General features: G+C 72.5%; 1 protein-coding gene. It reads left to right on the top strand.

The window, feature by feature from the left end; all coding sequences use genetic code 11:
* Positions 1 to 313: histidine kinase (locus F0L68_RS42015; protein ID WP_223199687.1), on the top strand; the 313-nt coding region annotated here is incomplete at both ends.

The raw sequence follows: 313 nt of genomic DNA, 5'->3' as shown, positions 1-313 counted from the left end.
AAGGCGGACCACCACCAGGCCAGCAGGGCGCGGGGCGTCGACTCGGCCGAGGCCGAGCGGCGGCGGACCGAGCGCGACCAGCACGACGGAGCCCAGCAGCGGCACGTGTCGGTGGCGATGGAACTGGGGCGCGCCAAGGCGAAGTTCGACACCGACCCCGACGGCACGAAGACGATCATCGACGAGGCGCACGCCGACGCCAAGCTGGCCATCGCCGAACTTCGGGACCTGGCAAGGGGAATCTATCCCGCGGTGCTCGGTGACCGGGGCCTCGACGCGGCCCTGTCCGCACTCGCCGCGAAGGCCTCGGTGC

The organism is Solihabitans fulvus, assembly GCF_008386585.1.
Taxonomy (GTDB): domain Bacteria; phylum Actinomycetota; class Actinomycetes; order Mycobacteriales; family Pseudonocardiaceae; genus Solihabitans; species Solihabitans fulvus.
Note: the sequence above shows the minus strand (reverse complement) of the source record. Positions and strands in the feature narration are given on the sequence as shown.